The sequence below is a fragment of the Vibrio jasicida CAIM 1864 = LMG 25398 genome (assembly GCF_000400365.1).
Taxonomy (GTDB): Bacteria; Pseudomonadota; Gammaproteobacteria; order Enterobacterales; family Vibrionaceae; genus Vibrio; species Vibrio jasicida.
Genome location: NZ_BAOG01000108.1, coordinates 41,218 through 58,330 on the forward strand (window position 1 = coordinate 41,218; position 17,113 = coordinate 58,330).

General features: G+C 44.2%; 11 protein-coding genes and 1 pseudogene. 1 reads left to right on the plus strand and 11 read right to left on the minus strand.

Features of this window, described 5'->3' with window-relative positions; genetic code table 11:
* Positions 1-209 precede the first annotated feature (209 nt).
* The 10 genes and pseudogenes from VJL_RS23480 to VJL_RS23525 form a co-directional block, all read right to left on the minus strand.
* A complete protein-coding gene (locus tag VJL_RS23480) occupies positions 210-1,733 on the minus strand; it encodes a glutathione synthase (RefSeq protein ID WP_038881726.1) in 1,524 nt (507 codons plus the stop codon).
* Between the two features lie 28 nt (positions 1,734-1,761).
* Entirely contained in the window at positions 1,762-3,591 is a 1,830-nt protein-coding gene (locus VJL_RS23485; RefSeq protein WP_038881727.1) for an ABC transporter ATP-binding protein, read from the minus strand.
* A complete protein-coding gene (locus VJL_RS23490) occupies positions 3,588-5,330 on the minus strand; it encodes an ABC transporter ATP-binding protein (protein WP_038881729.1) in 1,743 nt (580 codons plus the stop codon). The genes VJL_RS23485 and VJL_RS23490 overlap by 4 nt, the downstream gene beginning before the upstream one ends.
* Entirely contained in the window at positions 5,327-7,000 is a 1,674-nt protein-coding gene (gene gshA, locus VJL_RS23495) for a glutamate--cysteine ligase (RefSeq protein ID WP_050568888.1), read from the minus strand. Before gshA ends, VJL_RS23490 begins: the two co-directional genes overlap by 4 nt.
* Positions 7,001-7,209: 209 nt before the next feature.
* Positions 7,210-8,385 (minus strand): annotated as a pseudogene (locus VJL_RS23500) (MalY/PatB family protein).
* Positions 8,386-8,621: 236 nt separating this feature from the next.
* A complete protein-coding gene (sigZ, locus tag VJL_RS23505) occupies positions 8,622-9,179 on the minus strand; it encodes an RNA polymerase sigma factor SigZ (RefSeq protein WP_038881730.1) in 558 nt (185 codons plus the stop codon).
* A 90-nt stretch (positions 9,180-9,269) separates the two neighbouring features.
* Positions 9,270-9,668, minus strand: coding sequence for a rhodanese-like domain-containing protein (locus VJL_RS23510; RefSeq protein WP_038881731.1), 399 nt, complete (start codon positions 9,666-9,668; stop codon positions 9,270-9,272).
* A gap of 50 nt (positions 9,669-9,718) precedes the next feature.
* Positions 9,719-11,041: a CoA-disulfide reductase gene (locus VJL_RS23515; protein WP_038881732.1), complete on the minus strand. Its 1,323-nt coding sequence runs from the start codon at positions 11,039-11,041 to the stop codon at positions 9,719-9,721.
* A gap of 100 nt (positions 11,042-11,141) precedes the next feature.
* A complete protein-coding gene (locus VJL_RS23520; RefSeq protein ID WP_038881734.1) occupies positions 11,142-12,548 on the minus strand; it encodes a cation:dicarboxylate symporter family transporter in 1,407 nt (468 codons plus the stop codon).
* 391 nt (positions 12,549-12,939) lie between these two features.
* The gene (locus VJL_RS23525) at positions 12,940-13,821 is read right to left on the minus strand and encodes a LysR family transcriptional regulator (protein WP_038881735.1); all 882 of its coding nucleotides are present in this window, start codon (positions 13,819-13,821) and stop codon (positions 12,940-12,942) included.
* A gap of 191 nt (positions 13,822-14,012) precedes the next feature.
* Between VJL_RS23525 and VJL_RS23530 the strand changes: the two genes are divergently transcribed.
* Complete coding sequence (locus VJL_RS23530) at positions 14,013-15,209, plus strand: MFS transporter (protein WP_038881736.1); 1,197 nt, start codon at positions 14,013-14,015, stop codon at positions 15,207-15,209.
* A 206-nt stretch (positions 15,210-15,415) separates the two neighbouring features.
* Here the strand turns inward: VJL_RS23530 and VJL_RS23535 are convergent, their stop codons facing one another.
* Positions 15,416-16,924 (minus strand): DUF3360 domain-containing protein, encoded by a 1,509-nt coding sequence (locus VJL_RS23535; RefSeq protein ID WP_038881738.1) that lies wholly within the window; start codon positions 16,922-16,924, stop codon positions 15,416-15,418.
* Positions 16,925-17,113 lie beyond the last annotated feature (189 nt).

Consider the following 17,113-nt stretch of genomic DNA (forward strand, 5'->3'; position numbering starts at 1 on the left):
GCTAATTTAGTAATATACGAATAACTCTAGGTACTGGAAAATCGTGCGGTAGGGGTTGATTTAGTAAGATGGGTCGATATCGGTCCATCAAACAGATACATCTCAATCCAAGCATTGGTATCAAATTCCCCACAATTCTGTTACCCATTTGTACTAAACGCTGATGTACAACCTGCATTCAGGCTGTACATCACCAAAATCAAAGCCAATTATTGGTCAATCAAAACTAACGAGTCCAAAATACCTTGCCCGCTATGGATTCCACCTTCATTTTCACTGGCAGGCTTACTGCGTATTAAGTATCCGGCATAACCATTATTTTCAGTTACGGGCTCTCCTTGATAATGCGCAGTGAAGAGACCCACTTCACTAACAAGATCGTTAACTAGTGTTTGCTGGCCATCTCTTACAGCAATGGTTGGGGTTTCACGTTCGTGTGGGTACAGGCGCTGCATTAATGCCCACGCACTGTACTCTTCTGGCTTTAGCGTTTCTAAAGTAGCACTAATATCCTCGCCAAATACGCAGTGGCCACCGCCTTCCCCTTGGTTTTTTAATACCCACTCTTTTTTGTCTGCACTTTCATTAAACCATTTAATGCTCTCTGTCGTGATGGCTTTCATATCCGCCAACACGCTTTTAACCAGATTAGCTTCATCAAGTGATAGTCCCCACTCAGCATAGGTTTCGGCAGGCATCTGTGTGAGTAGCATTTGCATTGATTTGCTAGTCGCCAATTGTTGACTGATAGTGGCATTCATCGCCACGTAATGTTTCTCAATAAACAGTCGAGTTTGGCTCAGGGTCTGGCAACAAATGTCTTCGTTCAGCTCTGGCGCCCAATAATCTGAATATTGGTAGCCAGCACGCAAGTACACTGTATCAATTCCGCCAACCCCATTAAGGATAAGACGTTGGTTGTCACCACTTGAGAGCTGAGTGCTCAATTGTTCGAAGGTTCTCCTAAAGGTACGAACCCCCAATTTATGTAAGGCCACCTCCAAAAGGTGCTGGTCATACACATTATCCTCACCCTTTTGAACGATCATTAAGAATGTCGGCTTTTGAGCAGGATTTTTGCTGTCACTATTAGCACTTGAATCTGCAAAATGAGCTTGAACCTTTTTTGCAGCTGTCGCGATGCCTAAGGCTAATTGTTCCAACCCTTGATTATCTGCAGGAGTCGCCGAATCATCTTCTAGCCACTCTCGGTAAACCTCGTTCCATTGATTTTTCACAAAGCTATGCAGCTCGTAAGCACGTTGACCGAAAGGTCCCATTCCTGCGGCTATGCCATTAAATTCAATGACTTTTGCTCCGTATTGGCGATCGTCCATAAAGTCTGTTCTCATTAATAACAGTGGCTGACGTTCAGGTTGCTTGGGGGAGGTTGCATCACCATGAGCTTGCTGGTGCAGCTCCATTAAGCGACCGAAGAACGGGTCGGCTTTCGCCATCTCACTCAATGAGTTTTGCAGAAAACGATGATCTTCAGAAACGTTGCTCACCAACTTAGCAATCAATGGTGTGACCTTACGTAGGTGGTCATAGGCTGAACGTTCCATTGTCATCGGGGCAATACTAAATGGTACATGCCTTGCGGTATTGTCGGTCTGACGAAAGGCTACACCGTGCATGATTTCCCACTCAAGGATATCTTCAATCACTTGCTCAGATACAAATTGTGTTTGAGCAGTATCATTAGATTCGATGTATATTGTTTGGTTGTTCATAATGTTCTTTCTCTTCATAATTAATCACTTATGCTGCACTGACGGTGGTTAAGCCAAGCGTGCTGTTCTGAGTGTCATGTTCTTCTTGTGCTTTTTGACTTAGGTACAAATCTCGATAGTCGCCATCTTGAGCAATCAGCTCTCGGTGTGTGCCTCTTTGTACGACCTTGCCACTGTTCATCACCAAGATTTGATCAGCGTTTTGAATCGTTGATAAACGGTGTGCAACGGTAATGACAGTCCTACCATCCTGGATATTCTCTAACGCCTGTTTTACCGCTTCCTCTGATTCACTATCGATATTCGCCGTGGCTTCATCTAGCAGAAATATTTTCGGATCGTGGGAAATTACCCGAGCTAACGCTAATAACTGCCTTTCCCCAACTGAAAGTGAGGCACCGCCATTGCCCGGTTTATGTCCAAAGCCATCAGGCAGACGATGAATGAAACGATCTGCTTGCACCATTTCGGCTGCACTGACCGCTTTCTCTCGGCTTTTCGCTGCTGCGTTTTCATTTGTGTCACCTGTGCTAACTAAACCGTGAGATAAGTTAATGTTTTCCTCGATTGAGCCACTAAAGATGGTTGGGTCTTGCGATACCAAGCCAAACAACTTACGCAATTGTGCTTCTGGCAGAGTTTGAAGCGATTGCCCGCCAATGAAAATGTCACCCTGCTGCTGTTGATAAAAACGCATTAACAGATTGATCACAGAGCTTTTCCCGCTACCGGTATGCCCTACAATAGCGGTGAACTCACCGCTTTTTGCTGTAAAGCTAACGTCTTTAAGCACGGGTTTATCTTCTTCGTACCCCATAGTGACATTGCGGAACTCAATATCGTGACGATTGTTGAACGTTACTTCAGGCATCACTTGGTTATGAACCTCAGACTCATCGTCTAGTAACTCAAAAATACGTTTTGACGATACCGTGGCAACCTGAAATTTATGCAGTTCCATCGATAACTGTCGGAACGGGTCAAAGAATCGCTCAACATAATTCAAAAAGGCGTATAAGGTGCCGACCTCAACAACGGTCGACATTGAAGCCCCAGCAAACCAGGCGACAATACCCGCTGCAGTCAGCGTCGCAATTAAACGCGTCAGTGGTAACAACATTAAGCTATCAATGGCTACTGACTTGGTTCTGAAGTTAAACCAGCTTTGATTTTCTTTCTCAAACTTGGTTTGAAAGTTTTTTTGCTGGCGAAACGCTTGAATCAACGCCATTCCCTGTAATGACTCATTGATTTGGCCATTAATGTTGCTGACTTGAACTCGAATTCCATCAAATACTGGTGTTGAAATCTTGCGATACAGATGCATGGTCATAAGTAACACGGGGATCAACACCAAACTCAATAACATCAAACGCCAGTCCAATAACGCCATGGCGATGAAGATCGCTAAGATACGTAAGGCGCCTTGAACAACAGTTGGGAGCGTCGACACGAACATATTTCGCAGCGACTCGGTGTCGTTAGTAATGTAAGAAACCAGTTTCCCTGTCGGCAACTTGTCGAAGGTCGCTATCGGAAAGTTCAACACATGGCGAAATAACTGCTCTCGCACATTTTTGACCACCAGCAATGCACCGTGTTTAAACGCGATAGCTTGCAAATACCCGAACACCGCAGCTAATACGTAGAAAACCATAACCAGTCCAATCAAAGTGATAAGCTGTTGCCATTCAAATTGCTGAGGCACAATCACCTCATCAAGGACGATTTTCGCCAACCAAGGGATCGTCATTTCAGCAGTAACCGCTAGCCCCAACATGAGGAATGCAAAGCCAAAACGGGCTTTGTGAGGCAAGGAAAACGCCAACAACCGACGATAAATGGTAGTATTTTTCATTGTTTGCCTCCTAACTGACTTTGGCGCTGATAAACCATCGAATACCAACCTTGATTTGCCATTAATTCATAGTGAGAGCCACGCTCTTCTATCTGACCATCATTTAAGACTAAGATATGGTCAGCTTCGATAAGGTTGGTCAAACGCTGGGTAACAAGCAGCATCGTTTTATGAGAATAATGCGCTTTTAAATTTCGGCGTACTTGCACCTCTGTTTTCATGTCTAACGCACTGAAAGGGTCATCTAACAACAGGATATCTGCATCTGACAGGAGTGCTCTGGCAAGCGTTAATCGCTGTTTTTGGCCCCCTGATAGATTTGTTCCTCCCTCTCTAAGCGGGGTATCAAAACCATCGGGCATCGCTTCAATCTCTGCTAGAATGTCCGCCATGTCCGCCACATGTTTTATTTCTGACAGTGACGCATTCGGTTTCGATAACGCAATGTTCTCTGCGATAGTGCCGGAAAATAAATACGGCTTTTGAGGAACCCATGCCAACTTGCTGCGCAAGGCATCAAAGGTGAGACTGTCACTTGGCATACCTGAAATGTGGATGCTAGATGGCTTCTCAAGTTTAAATTGACGCAACGCCAGATGCAGGAGTGTGCTTTTGCCACCGCCTGTTGGTCCAGTAATGCCCACTAACCCACCTGACGGCAGTTCAAACTTTACGTTGTCCAAAGCTCTTCGATTTGCTTGCTCATAGGTAAATTCACAGATATCAAATGACATACTTGAATCCGAATCGGCAGCTAGCGTTTTGTCACCTTCGACGACTTCTAGGTTTTCAGCAAACAATTGCTCTAGTCGCTGCCAAGATGTTTTGCCGCGTTGAAAGACATTAAATTGCCAACCAAACTGCATGAATGGCCCCAGCAATTGACCAAGGTACAAAGTAAAAGTCGTAAAGAGTCCGACGGTGATGCTACCTTGTTCGATTAGCCATGCGCCGTACCCAAGAGCGATCACAAACGACAAGCCATAAACCAATTGGATTGTTGGAGCGAACGCTGCATCCACTTTCGCTACAGTTAGATTGGCATCAACCGTTTGATCTAAGGTTTGTCCAAAACGTTGTTCTTGACGACCAGAAATACCATGTGAACGAACCGCACGAATACCCGCTACTGTTTCTCGTGTCTCTTCTGTCAAATCAGAAAATGCAGCCTGCGCCTTGCCAAAGGCTTTATGTAGCTGCACACCATAACGACGAGTGATCAGCACCAACAACGGGAAGGGAAGCAATGCAATGGTCGTGAGCTGCCCGCTGACAACAAATATCATCCCTAAAATGACGGTCATGCCTGCGATGAACGAATCCACCAATGTCATAATACCCATGCCCATGGTTTCTTCGACAGCATTCAGATCATTGGTGGCATGCGCCATTAAATCACCGGTACTGCGGCGGGCATAAAAGGCTGGAGGGAGCTGTGAGAACTTTTGAAATAGCTCACCGCGCATCACACGAGTAATCGCAATAGACGCCCCATATAACTTGCTTTGCCATACAAAACGCAGACCATACATTGCCGCGCCCGAAACAATGATCCCACCTACGTGGATAACTAGGGTTTGTGTATCTAATGTTCCTTCGCTAATGCCATCGACTATTCGACCAATCAACCATGAAGGAACCAAGTTGACCAAAGCCACCAACTGCAGAGCCACAAGGGCAATCAGATAGTGTCGGCCAAACATTGTTAAGTAGTCTTTTAGCTTCCAAAGAATATTCATAATGGGTTTACGTGCTCTTTATTACCTTGAGATGAGTTTAAATGTTCTGACATTGACTGTGAGGCATCACCTCGAGAAGGGACTCCACAATCAATTTGATTTTTTTGAGCTAAATAATCATCAAAGTTGGTTTCGTTTTCAGACTCTAGGCGTTTTTGCTCAACTAGCGAGTTGTCCACCATCGATTGCAGTTGCGTCATGTCATCGACAGAGAGCGTATTGTTCAAATAACCTTGCTTGTGCTCGCCTGAATACCTTCTCATTAACGTTGTGAAGCTGATGTTTTCTTGTTCCATAACCGCTAGGATCTGTGCAGAAGGCGTTAATTGGCTGTCGTCAAACTTTGCTTGTTCACGCATTACTGCCGTTACATAGCTATTGGTTTCCTGCGCGTCATCCAGGCTTTTTGCCATTTCAGCTAACATACCCATTAGTGGCTTAGCTAAATCTGTCAGTAACATGTCGCCATTTACGGTAGGAAGCATCAAACTCGGCTTCCTGCCCTGCATTGCCACCAGTTCTTGTCTTTGCATGATCAGTTGGCTTTCCTGCTCACTCATTTCAGGGCTTGGTGTGAGTGCGCTATACAGCAAAAATAGGTCGATGAACTGACTTTGAAGTTCATCAATACCAAATGGCAACAAAGGGTTGTTGTCCAAGCTGCGCAACTCTATGTATTCCACTCCGTAATGACACATGGCAACCAAAGGACGCATTTGTGCATTAACAATTTTAGGTCGAACAGAACCGTACAATTCATTCTCGAGTTGAAGAACTGAACTATTCAACTGCTGATGTTCAGTGAGGTGAGCGTACAGATCACTTGGCTGAGTTAATGCGTGGCATAGGCCGGTTAGATAGTCTTGTATATTATTAAAGCTCATCGGAAAACGAGACTGTTCACTACTCCCATAGCCCAAGTTACTCAATCGTAGCGATGTAGCCCATGGTAAGTAATCTGTCGTGCTATCCCACTGGTTTAATGCGTGAGGTCGATCTTGCAGGTAGCTCTTATCCGCCGCCGGTGAAGCGCCAAACAAATACGGAATAATCCAACCATGGCGTAGAACATTGCGAATCAGATGAAAGTATCGCTCAGAAATAAAGGTTTCTAACGGCAACTGACTTTCAGTATGAGTATGAAGCGCCTTCCAGAAAGAGTCTGGTAACGAATAGTTGTAATGAATGCCTGAAATCAGCTGCATTCTCTTTCCATAACGGTTCGCTAACCCCTCTCGATAACGCATCTTCGCAATACCAGCATTTGATGTTCCGTAATTTGCTATCGCGATATCATTATCAACGGGCAGGAGTGGAGGCATGCTCGCCGGCCACATAGATTCACCGTCATTTAGATGTGATGCAACAAAGTGGTGTAATGAAGACAAGGTTCTAAAGGTCTCTGTTCTATCCGTCACCGCAGGTGTCACCAGCTCCAGCTGGGCTTCCGAGAAATCAGTGGTGATGTATGGGTGAGTCAGTGCTGAACCTAGGGATTCAGGGTGAGGGCGCTGAGAAAGCGCACCACTTTGTGACACTCGAACCATTTCGCGCTCAACTCCACGGCGAACACCTTGCAGAGTCTTTTTTACATCATCACTTGTGATAAAGGCTAACAACGACTCATTAGTCAGAGTGTGCATTTCATTGGGGAAGGCTTCTTTTTTCATTCGTCTTATTCGATAAAAATGTTATTCACTCAGTTAAGACGCAACAAAACAGAAAAAGACGCACATTTTTTCGTTTTTTTAAAAAGAAGATATATAAGTTCCTGAGCGAACAGATCTGTCTAACAAAAGAAAAAGTCGACCTGAACAGCAGAGCGACTTTTAAGCAGCATGTTAATCAAAAGATCAATTATCGCGAAGGCGTTTTCTTATCATGAAAGCTTCTGAATCTCACTGAGCAGTAGATTCAGAGACGCTTTAATTTGAGGTAACGGTGAGGCAAAGTTCATTCTGTAATAGTTGCTATCCGGCTCTCCAAACCAGCTGCCAGGTGTCAGCGCCATTTTTGCTCTCATCACTAGCAGTTCTTTAAGTTGTTCTGGCTTTAAGCCAAGCCCTGTGAAATCTAACCAGATTTGGTTGGTTCCTTCAGGCTTGTATACCTTAATCTGAGGGAGATTCGTTTCTAAGAACTATGTAATCCAGTTCATATTGGTTTGCGTGTAGTTTAGAAACTCATTAAACCACTCTTCACCATGCTGATAAGCCGCTATCGTTGCATAAGTTGTCAGCGCATTACCATGGTCCAACGACATTGATGCTGACATCGCTTTCACTTTTGTGTGCAACTCAGCATTATCGCTATAGATGTAGCCATTTGAGATACTGCTGAGTCCGAAATTTTTAGCCGGAGAGCCAATAATAGAAATCGTGTTGCCGTAACCCAGTGACACAATACTTGTGAATTCAGAGCCCTCAAAAACAATATCAGCATGGATCTCGTCACTGATGATCAAGGTTTGGTATTTCTTGGCGATGGCAACTAACTTCTCTAGCTCACCTCTCTTCCAAACTCTTCCCACAGGGTTGTGAGGATTGCACAACAGCACAATCTTAACGTTAGAGTGCTGAAGTTTTGCTTCAAAATCATCAAAGTCGATTTGATAATGGTCATCAACCAGATTCAAAGTGTTATCGACTGCAACTCTACCTGCTGATTCGATCAAACGACGAAATTGATGATAAACCGGAGTCTGAATAAGAACGCCTTCACCTTCAGCAGAAAATTCGCGGATCAACAACCCTATAGCGCTCAATACGCCTGGTACTTGTACAAAGTTTTTGGGGTTGAGATCTAAGCCATGTCGCTTGCTGTTCCACTTAGATATAGAGGCAAAAACCGACTCGGAATCGAACTCATAAGAGAAGGTTTCACGTGTCACCAAACGTTGCAGCTCTTGTGTGATAGACGGCGCAATTGGAAAATCCATATCCGCGACCCAGTACGGTACAACATCATCACTCCCCCACATTTGGTTGAGCATCTGGTTATCTTTCTTAATAAAGTTGTTTTTAATATCTTTGTTTTTTGGTTCTACGTTAAACATTGATTATCTCCGCATCATATTTTCTTTCGTTACTTATAGACGCAGCTAGCTGTTAAAAGACGCAAAAAATGTCGTTCTATTTGATATTAATTTTGATGGTAAGGGGAAAAGAGAATGTGCCATTGAATAAGCTGGTGGAGATTGTCACAACTGCGTCATAGTAAATATCACGCAATCGGACGCCCCATCTTTAAGAAATCACTGTAGTGACCACCCGCACCGACTCACGATCAAGTTCATTCACTGCACTTGTTGTTTTTGGCGAAGTTTGCACATTCCGGCTTAGGGTGAAAGTCTACGATTCCTTCACTGCCAGCCTCGATGTTGCAGCAATCAGTTAAAACATCTTTTAGTTTTGTACGTCCACGCTGAATTCGACTTTTCGCTGCTGAGAGCGACAAACCTAGTTGATCAGCAACCGCCTGCTGCGATAGTCCGTCAAGCTCAGCAAGAATCATCGCTTGACGGTATTTCTCAGGCAGGCAATCAAACATAGGGCGTAAACACTGCCCCATCTCTTGTAGGTTCGTTAACTCAGAAGAGGTTTCTTCTTCTACTTGGTTGTCGACCAATTCTTCGTGAGGTTGGTGGGTCCGATAGAAGTCCATAATCGTATTATGAGTTATGCGATACAGCCAATTCTGAAGCTTATCTCTTGTTTCTAGCTGTTCAATCTTTTGACTGGCCTTGATGTAGACCTCCTGCAAGATGTCATCAGCCAAATCAAGATCACCCGTCTTTTTCACTATGTAACTTCTTAGTTGGTCTTTGTGTGTCATCCACTCCGCTAACATAGCTTTTCCTCAATTATCGATATATACGCACAATATTTCGATAATAGTAGAAATATAAAAAATGTAAAGCGCAAAGACCAAGCAATTTAATCAACCACTCTGTTGTATCTTCCCTGAAGCTTCTTGCCATGCAGCAAAACCACCCGCAAGGTTCTTCACAGAATGTATCCCCATTTCACTGGCGATCTTAGCGGCGTAGAGTGAGCGCAGCCCATGAGCACAATAAAAGACATAGGTTTTATCCTGGGCAAATACTTTGTTATGAGCCGGGCATTCTGGGTCAATAAGAAATTCCAACATACCTCTAGGGCATGTGAACGCACCAGGAATCAAACCCTGTTTCTCTCTCTCCTGTGCTTCACGAACGTCGACAAATACATACCGCTCATCAGCATACAGAGCTTTTGCTTGCTCAATCGACATGTCTTGTACTGTCTTACGCGCTTCTTCGGTCAGCTCTTTAATGCCTTTGGTAATTTTTTGCACCATCACGTTTTCTCTCATATAAATTAATTAACCATTCATAAATAGCAACATCGTTATTTTGCGACGTTGCCTGCCACATTTAAGGCATCCCATGTGCGCGAAAATGGCGGCGCATAGGCAAAATCTAAATAGCCCAACTGCTCGGTGGTAAACTTGGCGGTAATAGCTACCGCTAGTGCATTGATGCGACTTACCGCACCTTTTTTACCAATGATCTCGCCGCCAAGAAGCACTTTCGTGTCTGGCTGATAGATCAATTTGACCTTAATATCCTCTTGACCTGGGTAGTAATCGGTTTGATTTTTGTCGGCTATGGCCGAAACACTGACATTCACGTTGTGAGCCTGCGCCATCCGTTCTGAAATGCCAGTACGCGCCAATTCATAATCAAGAACTTTGAGCGATGACGAACCCAAGAACCCCGCCATGTGCGCGTCTTTGCCTGCCAATTTATCTGCCATCATACGAGCTTGTTTATTCGCCGTGGTCGCTAGCGGTAAATAGGTAGTTTCGCCAAGTGTTAAGTGATGCACTACTGCGCAGTCACCCACCGCATAGATGTGAGCATCTTCAGTCGCACCGAACTCATCGACCAGCAAGGCACCGTTGGCCGCTTTAGGGAGTGAGAACATTTCGGTATTCGGCTTAAACCCAAGTGACAGCACAACGATATCCGCTTCAACATCACCGTTACTTGTGTGAATAATGTAGCCACCTTGCTCTGAATCTCGTATAGCCGATACACTGGTGCCTGTTTTTAAATCAGCCCCTGAATCACGAATCGCCTCTTCAACCACATCAATCATTTCAGGGCTAAATTGCTGACTCATGATCTGTGATTCACGCTCAATAATCGTGACCTGTTTACCAAGCTCATGCGCCGCATCGAACACTTCTAACCCGATGAAACCTGCTCCAATCACTGCTACACGCTGTTTCTGGCTGTCTTTTAATGCATTTTTGACCGCCAAGCCATCTTCTTGACTGGTTAACGTATACACATATTCATCATTGTATTCGCCAAAATTTGGCACTACTGGGCGAGCACCTGTGGCGATGATCAAACGATCGTAATCGAGTACACTCTCAACACCTTGATGACGCACCAATACCTGCTTTTCAACTCGATTGACTGACAACATTTCGGTGTTCATTCGAACCTCTAGCCCTGAGGCTATCGCCTGCTCTGGGGTTCGTGAAATCATTCGCTCGGTATCATCAAACATCCCCCCCACGAAATAAGGCAATCCGCACGCTCCAAAAGAGAGGTAATCCCGTTTTTCTATCACAACAACATCATCTGATGGTTGGTTTCTTTTGTATTTTGCAGCGAAACTCATTCCTGCGGCGTTTCCGCCAATAACGACTACTTTCATCTCATATTTCCAAAGTTGAACAAGGTAAGTAAGAGAAATACGACGAATAGAGACGTACTTCTCTTAAGCTGTTCTAAATGCTGATAGGCTTCAATCTGCTCTACGCTGCGATTTCATTGCTTGTTGCCGTTGCACTGTCAGCGGCGTATTGCTCAATATCCAGTGAACCATTTGTCTTAGAGGTGAGCACACCAGAGAGCATTGACCCTGAAATATTCAGTGCAGTACGTGCCATATCAATTAATGCCTCGATTGAAACTAGAATGGCAACCACGGTAATGTCTAACCCCATAATGGTGAGTACAGCGACAGCAGCAAACGTCGCTCCGCCTCCGACACCAGCAATACCAAATGACGCAATCGCAATCACCAAGATCAGTTGCATAATGAAACTGATGTCAACAGGTACACCCATGACTTGTGCAGCCATGATGGCGAGCATGGCTGGGTAAATACCGGCACAACCATTTTGGCCAATACTGGTACCAAACGTAGCGGACATATTTGCGGTTTCTTCATCAACACCAAGACGTTGAGTTTGAGTTTCAACGTTTAGTGGTATCGCAGCCATACTTGAACGAGAGCCGAAGCCAAAAACGAGCACCGGCCATGTTTTTTTCATGAACGTGATTGGAGATAAACCAAATACCGACACTAAGATAAAGTGAATCACAAACATTGCGCCAATCGCTACGTAACTAGCCAATAAGAATCGGCCCATTTCAGCCAATGCAAACAAGTCGTTAGTCATCATAAATGAGGTCATTAACGCAAACACACCATAAGGGGTCAGCTTAAGAATTTCGCGTACCATGGACAGCACAACTTCTTTTGCCGAGTTAATGAAAGCGACAAAGTTTTCTACTTTTTCTGGCTTACGTTTCTTCACTTGTAGAACGCTGTATCCTAGTAACATGCCAAACAGTACGGTCGATAATGTTGACGTACGCTCAGACCCAGTCAGCATTTCAAATATGTTGGTAGGGATAATCGACAGCGCTAACCCCGAAAGACCCGTATTTGCCATTGCATCTTGTGTGGCAAGCAGTGAATCACCTCGAGCTTCAATAGCACTGTTAGTACCCACTACACTTACGAGTGCATTCGCATCAATACCAAATAGGTAAACACTTGCAATACCTACGGCCGCTGAAATGGCTACGGTCACTATTAATACGCCAATGATCTTAGGAGCAATCTTAGATAAGGCACCATTTCCATCCACATTCATAATGGATGAAATCATGGCGACAAATACCAATGGAATAACAATCATTTGCAGCAGCTTAATGTACCCTTTACCGAACAATGAAATAAGCTCAGCAAAACCCACCGTTGCAGTATTTTCTATCCCGAATACCACTTGAATAGCACCACCAAATAGCAATCCAGCAGCCAGTGCGCTTAACACTCTGAAGTTGAATGTTTTTTTCTGTTTTTTAAATGTCACTAGAAGCGCATAGAATCCGAAGAAAAGTGCGCTCAAAACAATGAACGTTATGCTCATAGAAGCTTCCTATTAATTGGTTATATCAATAAGACGCTTTCACCGCAGAAAAGACGCAAAATTTATGGAAATGTGGTTTCGAGAAGCTAGTGAGAGGGCGTTCTTCTTATCTTCGATCTCGTTTTATCACTAACGAAGATAGGCAGCAAACACGGTTTGGGGCAATTTCGTGTTACATGCCTCATCAGCACGCCTTTGGACAAAAATGCGTTACTAAGAATTGAACATTAGCAATTCATGAAGAACGTAGAAATTGGAAGAGTCTAATCTGTCTCACTAGAGGAATACGGTGGAGCAATATATTTCATCAGAGGCATCAAACTCATACAACGACTCCAACCTCAACCGATACATTAATGATGAGTTCAGTGATGGTCTCGCTTTGAACGAGCTACAAATCCAACTTCGGCTGAATAAAATCAATGAACGCAGAAATCCTCTTGGCGACGGAAGAAGATTTATAATAAACCGCATTGATTTGTTCTCGGTCGGAATGACTAATTTTATCTCCCTCTAATAAAGAAATTAGTCTTCCCTCAGCAATGTCTTTCTTAACCATAAACCCTGACAGACAGGCGATTCCATTTCCCATCAAAGCAAGTTGCCTTACTGTTTCACCGTTACTTGAAGTTAGCGTTGGTATTAGCCCAGAAAAACCTTTCAAAGGCCATTCATTGAGCGTTTTCGGCGTTGAAAACCCTATCGTACTATGATGCTCTAAATCACTACTTTGGCTCGGAAAGCCACGTTTTGCTAAATAATCAGGTGAAGCCACAATGTAAAGTAAACTTCTACCCAAAGGCTTCGCATGTAACGTTGAGTCACTTAATGCACCGATTCGAATAGCGACATCGGTTTTCTTCTCTAGCAAATCTACGAACCCTTCGTTGGAGGTCAGCTCCAAATCAATATCAGGGTAAGCTTGATTAAATGACTGTACTAAAGGCACTAACTGATGAAAGACAAATGGACTGGCGGCATCGACGCGCAACTTACCTTTGGGTAATTCGCCACGGGATATGATCTCATCTTCTGCCAACTGCAACTGCATCAATCCTATTCGTACCGAATCAACAAATTGTCGCCCCTCATCCGTTAATTCAATCCGCCTTGTCGTTCTGTTTAATATCGTCACACCAAGTTGGCTTTCCACCTTACTTACCGCTCGCGATGCCCGTGCCACCTGTATATTTAAACTATCTGCTGCCGCTGTAAATCCGCCAGTATCGATCACAGAAAGTAGAATTTCTAAATCATCCGATTTTGTGCGCATTTTTGCCTACTATTTTCTGAACGGTTTAATTTTAATTATTGCATTTATAACAAATATCATTTGTTAAATAACCTATTTTTTGCAATGGAATTTCAACGCAGAATCTCTCCACCAAACCAGGACTCAGCAACATCTTGATAAACACATTCGTTGCTATGTACTTGCACCTAACAAACAAGAGAGTAAATGAAATGCCATTAGCACTACTCGCATTGACGCTTAGCGCCTTTGCCATTGGAACAACAGAATTTGTGATCGTTGGGTTGATCCCAACGATGGCTTCTGACTTAAATGTCTCACTACCATCCGCAGGACTGTTGGTGAGCCTTTATGCACTGGGTGTTGCAGTAGGCGCACCTGTATTGACAGCCTTAACAGGTAAGATGAACCGTAAACACGTGTTACTTGCGGTTATGTCACTATTTGTGATCGGCAATCTATTAGCCTGGCAAGCACCTGGTTATAACACTCTTATCTTTGCTCGCATTTTGACTGGTTTAGCCCATGGTGTATTTTTCTCTATCGGTTCTACAATCGCTACAGGTCTTGTGACTAAAGAAAAAGCAGCAAGTGCGATTGCGATTATGTTTACAGGATTAACTGTTGCGCTAGTGACAGGCGTACCACTTGGGACTTACATCGGTCAAACCTTTGGTTGGCAATCAACTTTTCTGATTGTTGCGTTATTGGGGCTAATTGCGTTGGTTGGTAGTGCTTTCTTAGTTCCGCGCAACCTAAAACAGCCTCCTGCGGCTAAACTGTCATCACAGTTAAAAGTGTTAACTCAACCAAGACTCCTACTCGTTTATGCGATTACAGCGCTAGGTTACGGTGGTACATTTACTGCTTTCACTTTCCTTGCTCCAATTTTGCAACAGAAAACAGGATTCAACGCCAATGCTATCAGCCTTATTATGCTGGTATACGGTGTATCCGTGGCGATTGGTAACATTTGGGGCGGTAAAATGGCCGATAAGATGGGACCAATTAAAGCGCTGACAATTATTTTTTCTGGGCTCGCCACTATCCTAGTTATATTTAACTTTACTGCAGTTAACCCTATCACAGCGGTAGCGACCATTTTAATTTGGGGGGCTTTTGCATTCGGTAATGTACCTGGTCTACAAGTTTATGTAGTGAAACTAGCTGAAAAATACACTCCTGATGCGGTAGACGTCGCATCTGGTCTAAACATTGCGGCGTTTAACGTTGGTATTGCTCTTGGTTCTTGGGGAGGGGGTATGATCGTGTCTGAAATGGGGCTAATGCATACCCCTTGGATTGGTGCCGTGATAGTTCTCGTTGCGCTGGCTCTGACTCAAGTCAGTGGTAGTCTTGATAGACGTACAACAATTCATTTGTCAGAAAAAAGCGTACTTGTGAAATAAGTCTTGTAATGTCCATTAGAAGCTGGTCGATGCTCTGTATTGACCAGTTCATTCTTAGTTTGAATGAATTTAGGTACTAAACAATGAAAACCATTTTTATCACCGGAGCAATTCGGAACCAAAAACGGTTTAGATCAACAGAACTAAACCGTTTCTATCAGGTTTGAAAAAGGGTCTTCAAACCATAAATCGTACGATGAGCCTATCTAACGAAAACTTGGGATAATCGCTGGAATTCCCGGTAATAGACCAACCAACGCCATTACGCTTGTTAGCACAACAAACATAATGCCAGGCAACACCCAACGGCTCATTTTACTGAGTTCCCCACTACGTTCTTTACAGCCGACTAAGCCTAAGTTATCTAGCAGCATTGTGAGAGACCAGCCAAATGCAGGGTTCACGAGTGCCGAAGAAAATACAACAATCGCCGCCGATTGCGTGGTTTTACCCTCACGCGTCATTTCCATTCCTGCTTCTAGCAAAGGGACAAATACCCCAACAATGAGCGCAACACAAAGTACTGGTTGCCAGATCGCTAAGTCCATTGGGTAGCCCCAAACCGCAGCGATGATACAGAACAGTGCCGTTAGCAAAGCACCAGCAGGAATAGGACGTTTAGCGATAGCCGCCGGAACGATGTAAGTCCCCCACGAAGACGTAAAGTTAGTACCACCGAGCAGAGAGCCGAACGTCTGACGAATTGAAGCGGTGGTCATGGTATCGTCGATGTTCATATGTACTTTTTCTGTACGCTCTGGATAGCTGATTTTTTGGAACACTTGGTGCCCTAAAAAATCTGGCGACCACATGGCTACGGCCAAAATAGCAAAAGGCAGTACCACCATGAAATGTTCAATCGTCGGTAAACCTAGCATCCATCCCGTATCTTCCCCCCACCAATACATAGGGTTCATATTGGGTAAGCCCGGCTCAGTTTGAAAAGAAAACGGGGCCCCCATGGCAAAAGCTAAAGTACCACCTAGCAAGCAACTAAGAGGGACGGCTAGCCAACGCTTACGAAAATGTTCAAGTAGTGCATATAAAATAATGGTGCAAAAGATCACGACAAAAGCGATGTGACTCATCCCTATTCCCTCTGCCCAAGAGAACAGTTTTTTCACTTGAGAGACGGTTCCAACAAAACCAAGGTAGAGCAATAAACCGCCACACACGCCTTTACTGGTGAGGTTTGCCAGCATGCTGCCACCTTTACTGATGGCTAACAGTATGCCAAAGGCGCCAATCAGCAGACCAAAGGCCATAGGGTGCCCGCCTGCTGCAACGACGATAGGAATTAATGGAATGAGTGGGCCGTGTGTACCCGCGAGGTTTGCGGTCGGTAATAGAAAGCCTGAGAAAAGAATAATGAAAACAGAGGCGATGAGTAGTTCATAACGAACATTTTCTAAAATAAAGCCTTCATTCAGCCCTAGCGCTCCGGCAAAGGTTGCTGCGATGGCGCCCACCATAACGACTTTACCAATGGTCGCGGCCATCGCTGGAATGGTGTCTTCTACCTCGAATCGATAATCTTTAAACGGCAAATTGGGACGCCAACGTTTAGGCGCCATGATTTGCAACTCGTGCTCTAAATATTGTTCTCGGGACTCAAACTCCGAGCTTGGTTTATGTTGTTGTTCATAAGTGAGTTCATCCTCACTGGCTTTAGGCTTATCTGTTCCAATATGTACGGACTCTAAAGTGCTGCTCATTATGATTCCTTTCGTTCACACTCTAAGGTGTGTTTTTCCAACCAACGTTGTTTACTCACTAAACGAAGATTAAGCGAGTCGTTGTCTATAAATTCTCTGTTATACCAATCGTAGTAAATAACTGGTCATTCTAGCTTGTTAAAATACTCGATAACTGCGTTGCAATTTTTGATTGTAGAATAACTACTT

Bases quoted from the DNA above. Each gene is read 5' to 3' on its own strand.
- VJL_RS23480 (WP_038881726.1), bottom strand. From the start codon at position 1,733: ATGAACAACCAAACAATATACATCGAATCTAATGATACTGCTCAAACA.
- VJL_RS23485 (WP_038881727.1), bottom strand. From the start codon at position 3,591: ATGAAAAATACTACCATTTATCGTCGGTTGTTGGCGTTTTCCTTGCCT.
- VJL_RS23490 (WP_038881729.1), bottom strand. From the start codon at position 5,330: ATGAATATTCTTTGGAAGCTAAAAGACTACTTAACAATGTTTGGCCGA.
- gshA (WP_050568888.1), bottom strand. From the start codon at position 7,000: ATGAAAAAAGAAGCCTTCCCCAATGAAATGCACACTCTGACTAATGAG.
- sigZ (WP_038881730.1), bottom strand. From the start codon at position 9,179: ATGTTAGCGGAGTGGATGACACACAAAGACCAACTAAGAAGTTACATA.
- VJL_RS23510 (WP_038881731.1), bottom strand. From the start codon at position 9,668: ATGGTGCAAAAAATTACCAAAGGCATTAAAGAGCTGACCGAAGAAGCG.
- VJL_RS23515 (WP_038881732.1), bottom strand. From the start codon at position 11,041: ATGAAAGTAGTCGTTATTGGCGGAAACGCCGCAGGAATGAGTTTCGCT.
- VJL_RS23520 (WP_038881734.1), bottom strand. From the start codon at position 12,548: ATGAGCATAACGTTCATTGTTTTGAGCGCACTTTTCTTCGGATTCTAT.
- VJL_RS23525 (WP_038881735.1), bottom strand. From the start codon at position 13,821: ATGCGCACAAAATCGGATGATTTAGAAATTCTACTTTCTGTGATCGAT.
- VJL_RS23530 (WP_038881736.1), top strand. From the start codon at position 14,013: ATGCCATTAGCACTACTCGCATTGACGCTTAGCGCCTTTGCCATTGGA.
- VJL_RS23535 (WP_038881738.1), bottom strand. From the start codon at position 16,924: ATGAGCAGCACTTTAGAGTCCGTACATATTGGAACAGATAAGCCTAAA.